This is a genomic window from Clostridiaceae bacterium (genome assembly GCA_012840395.1).
Taxonomy (GTDB): Bacteria; Bacillota; Clostridia; order Acetivibrionales; family DULL01; genus DULL01.
The window spans coordinates 1-4,019 of sequence record DULL01000050.1 but is presented as its reverse complement, the minus strand read 5'-3'; the positions used below and the strand labels follow the sequence as shown (position 1 = coordinate 4,019).

The 4,019-nt window shown below is 33.0% G+C and carries 5 protein-coding genes; 4 read left to right on the top strand and 1 reads right to left on the bottom strand.

Annotation, left to right across the window (positions count from 1 at the left end; genetic code table 11):
• Nucleotides 1-204 precede the first annotated feature (204 nt).
• From GXX20_06320 to GXX20_06305, 4 genes are all read left to right on the top strand, one after another.
• The gene (locus tag GXX20_06320) at nt 205-417 is read left to right on the top strand and encodes a hypothetical protein (protein HHW31274.1); all 213 of its coding nucleotides are present in this window, start codon (nt 205-207) and stop codon (nt 415-417) included.
• 16 nt (nt 418-433) lie between these two features.
• Nucleotides 434-1,078 carry a hypothetical protein gene (locus tag GXX20_06315; protein ID HHW31273.1) on the top strand — a complete coding sequence of 215 codons (645 nt, stop codon included), beginning with the start codon at nt 434-436 and terminating at the stop codon, nt 1,076-1,078.
• A 137-nt stretch (nt 1,079-1,215) separates the two neighbouring features.
• The gene (locus GXX20_06310) at nt 1,216-2,130 is read left to right on the top strand and encodes a hypothetical protein (protein ID HHW31272.1); all 915 of its coding nucleotides are present in this window, start codon (nt 1,216-1,218) and stop codon (nt 2,128-2,130) included.
• 150 nt (nt 2,131-2,280) lie between these two features.
• Complete coding sequence (locus GXX20_06305) at nt 2,281-3,180, top strand: LysM peptidoglycan-binding domain-containing protein (GenBank protein HHW31271.1); 900 nt, start codon at nt 2,281-2,283, stop codon at nt 3,178-3,180.
• A gap of 32 nt (nt 3,181-3,212) precedes the next feature.
• On the opposite strand, the gene GXX20_06300 is transcribed toward GXX20_06305, so the two are convergent.
• Entirely contained in the window at nt 3,213-3,764 is a 552-nt protein-coding gene (locus GXX20_06300) for a prolyl-tRNA synthetase associated domain-containing protein (GenBank protein HHW31270.1), read from the bottom strand.
• Nucleotides 3,765-4,019 lie beyond the last annotated feature (255 nt).

The window sequence follows — 4,019 nt, the reverse complement described above, 5'->3', positions numbered from 1 at the left end:
TTAATAACAAATAGAAGAATATTTGTTCTAACAGTATAATTATTTTAGAAGAATTATATGAAATGAAGCTGTCCAGTAAATATAGAATTTGTTGGACAGCTTTTTATTATAAGGCTATTATCTAACTGAGATGGTAATTTTAGAAAAGAAGTTTTTTGAAACGTTTTCTGTATTAGCGCGTCTATATAATTAAGTACACATTCGATGGCTGCTATTTTCAACAAGAACGAAACAAGTGAAACAGAAAGGATAGCTATATATCTTAAGAGAATAAAATACAGCGAGGATGGAAAAACAGATATCATTGATTTTGTCAATTTCAGAGATATATTGGATAAGAATGCGTTCTGGTCCTGGCTGGCAGGAGAGGAGCATGAGCCAAGAGCCTTAACTCGTAAAGACTGGGAACAAAGATAAAAGGAGATAGATAGTTATGATAAAAAAGACAATTTTAATTGTTCTAACAGTGTCGCTGCTTATACTTTATGGTTGTTCTAAATATGTTGATGAAAAAAATAGAATCGAATATAACAAAAATAAAATATCCGAAAACCAAAATGAAATTGAAAAGGACAAAAACGAGATAAATAGTTCTGATGCTTCAAATCAAGAGACTGCAAATGTTTCAAGCCTTGGAGGAATATCTCTGGGATATTCCCCGGAAATGGTTGTCAATATTCTTGGTGATAATTATATTGAATCTACTGAACCTGATTATTTTGGGATTATGGGTGAGGATATAACTGTTTGGAGTTATGATAATGGTATTGTTATAAGGATAGGGGAAACGACAGGGAAGGTACTGAGTGTTACATCAAAAAATCCGGATTTTCAGACTGACATGGGAATCAAAGTTGGTGATGATGCAGAAACTGTATTTAATGCATATAAACCAAAATTTGAAGAAGCTAAAAGCAGACACAGTGATGAGATACTGGAAGGTTGGTACCTTGTAGGGGATGGAACTGTCATGATTTTTGATTTTGACAAATCAGATAATGCCGTAATAAATAGCAACATTGCCTCGGACTCAAAAGTTGAAGAAATAATACTTGCATATTGGAAACACTTTGATTAATATAATGCATAAGTTTATTACTATAAATTATGCTTATTATCGGTTTATATGCAAGTATAGCTGGCTTTCGTATCATGAGATGTACTATTCTATAAAAGGAATACAATTTAATGAGTGAGTAGAAGAGGAAGTTAAAAATGTCTAGGAAAAGAAAAACATTAGGATATATTGTTATAATATCTCTGATAATCAGTAATATATACCTTTTTCAGAAGGTTAATTATCTTGAATTAAAAGTTCAGGAAAACCGTAGAGAAATTAACAATGAATCCAACAGAATAAGAAGTGAAATAAACAATATTTATGATAATGTAGATAAACAATTAAAAAAGCAGGCCAGTATATTTGACAATATAGCGGTTGAGCTTGGAGATCTGGACAGTCAGAGTTTAAAGGTTCCTCTGCATATTGAGGTTACTCCAAAGATTATGTCAGATACGATTACTGCTGAGCTTATTTGGAATGATAAAATTCTACCAATGACACGAAAAAACGCTTCGTTTGAATTAGATACTCAAATAAGTGTGTTTGAGAATTTTCAGCCTGATGAAGTTAAGATAGTTGTCACAGATGGAGAAAAAAATACTACAGAAACCTTTGATAATTCTTATTACTATAATATGAGAGAAAGGTATTTACTGCATATAGATGGGGGGTTTAATGGACAGACGAAGTATAGCCGTAGCGATGGCAATTACTCCAGAGAAGGAAAAATTAATATTGACATATTTAGCAAAAATGATAATTATACTGAACATATTCAATATATACGTGAAGTTAATGGAAAAATTATCGAGGAAAAGTCCTTAAATGAACTAAGGAATAATTATGGTGTACAATTTGATGTTAAGGATAGTGTTAAACTTATTGCCAAAGATATACATACTGATTATTTGCTTATAACTGACCGCAATGGTTTAGTATATAAGTATGTAATTAGTGCTTTTAGAATAGATGAGAATGGTAATCCTGATAAAGAGTTTGGTGACTTTCAAATTAGAACTCTAACAGAAATAAGCGATAGAGATGGCAAACTGTTGTGGGAAAAGTAGGGGACAGTCCTTCTTTTTTTGCATATTTTGTACTTCTTAATCTGCCCAGTTATAATTTAATAAACATATTAATTAAGCACATTTCATTTAACACAATCTCTAAATTTTCATAGTATATAGTGTATTTGTTATATCGTAAGGAGAGATTGTATGTTATATTTCGTAGGCAACGGGGATACTTTATATAGCATAGCCAGAAGGTTTAATGTGATTGTTCAAGATATTCTGAATGCTAATGTTATCTGCAATCCAAATATTATTTTCCCTGGTCAGCCATTAATAATTCCTGAATCAAACCATTCAAACCATGAATTACTAAAAGCTGGTGGACACCCTTATTATATTGTTTTGCCAGGAGATAGTTTATATTGTATAGCTGCTCAACTTAATACAACTGTTGATAATTTAATAGAGGGAAATGATATAAAAAATCCTGATCTTATCTATCCAGGGACAGAATTGCTGATTACCTATGATATCCCGGTTCCAGAAGAATTATTTAATACTTGGAAATCAACAGGAGACAAGTACTGTGGCCAAATGTCTTCTCTGCAAATACATGGAATATACTATATTGGCACATTTTTATGGCAGGCTCTGGGGTATAAGGGGATGACCTATTTAACTAAATTACTTAATCATCCCTGCCCGGAAGTACGATTTTTCACAGTTTTAAGCCTGGGAAGAATAGCTGATGGAGATAAAGTTATATGGAGCCTAACTCAAATGCTAAAGGATCCTGATGAAAGTGTAGTAAACATTGCAACTTTAGCATTAAAAAGGATAAGATTGGTAAAGGATATCGGGAAAAGAGTCCATGTAACTATTGGGGAAAATAACAGATTATTTGTGAATCCGGTATATACGTCACCATTTGTACTATTACATGAAGGCACACCTGTAATAGTAATGAAGTGGAGAATTCCAAGCCCCACTGGTGAAGAAGGACCTGTAGGAGGTATACAAATCTACGATTATGTCCAAGTCCTTTCTACAGGTCAAGTTGGATTCCTGCCCAGGTTGGGATATGATGAAATAGTAATGATTTAGCTGATAATTTTGCTAGCTATAGCCTTCTGCCTTTATAATTCAACTATAAATGGCTGGTGTCCGGTATAAGGCAGAAATTTCTGTAAAATATCAGAAGTTTTGATTTTAAGGCTGGATGTATTTACGCAGGGGTGGCAACCAATATATTCAGACTCATAAATATCCTTATCCATAAGCAAACGAACACAATACTCTTTGTCATTCATTAATCCTAAAATACTGACAGCACCAGGGGTAATATTCAGGTATTTTTCCATATATTCTGCTTCGGCAAAGGATAACCTTGAGCTACCAATTTGTTTTGATACATTCTTTGTAATGAACTTTTTATTGCCAGACATCAGTAATAGATAAAATTCAGTTTTTGGTCCATTGCGTAAGAATAGGTTTTTACATATTTCAGTGCCTAACACTGCTTCTATTTTTAGACAGTCTTCGATAGTATATGCCGGATCATGATCAACTCCGATATACGGTATTTCCAACTTTTCTAAAATATCATATACGGCTATTTCCTTATCCAATCTGTTGCCTTCAGCAGGCTTATTATAAAATAATGTTTCATCAATTCTTATTGTACTCATTTATGCACCTATACTCCTGTTCACCTATACTCCTGTTTTTTTAACGTAATTATTGTCTATGAATTTGACAAATCTATTATAGAATTATAGCATATTTAATTAATTTTGACTTACTTAACCTTACAAAAAGATAGCGTTAATTTACTGTAGGGAAAAGAAGCAAAGAATCATCCTGATATCGCGTATTTCCGGAATGCCCTTGACAACAAGCATCTCCCATATGGTTTGTCAGCCTGGGCGGCACCCCACCACTGT

Coding starts and splice junctions, on each gene's coding strand:
- GXX20_06320 (HHW31274.1), top strand. CDS start 205: ATGGCTGCTATTTTCAACAAGAACGAAACAAGTGAAACAGAAAGGATA.
- GXX20_06315 (HHW31273.1), top strand. CDS start 434: ATGATAAAAAAGACAATTTTAATTGTTCTAACAGTGTCGCTGCTTATA.
- GXX20_06310 (HHW31272.1), top strand. CDS start 1,216: ATGTCTAGGAAAAGAAAAACATTAGGATATATTGTTATAATATCTCTG.
- GXX20_06305 (HHW31271.1), top strand. CDS start 2,281: ATGTTATATTTCGTAGGCAACGGGGATACTTTATATAGCATAGCCAGA.
- GXX20_06300 (HHW31270.1), bottom strand. CDS start 3,764: ATGAGTACAATAAGAATTGATGAAACATTATTTTATAATAAGCCTGCT.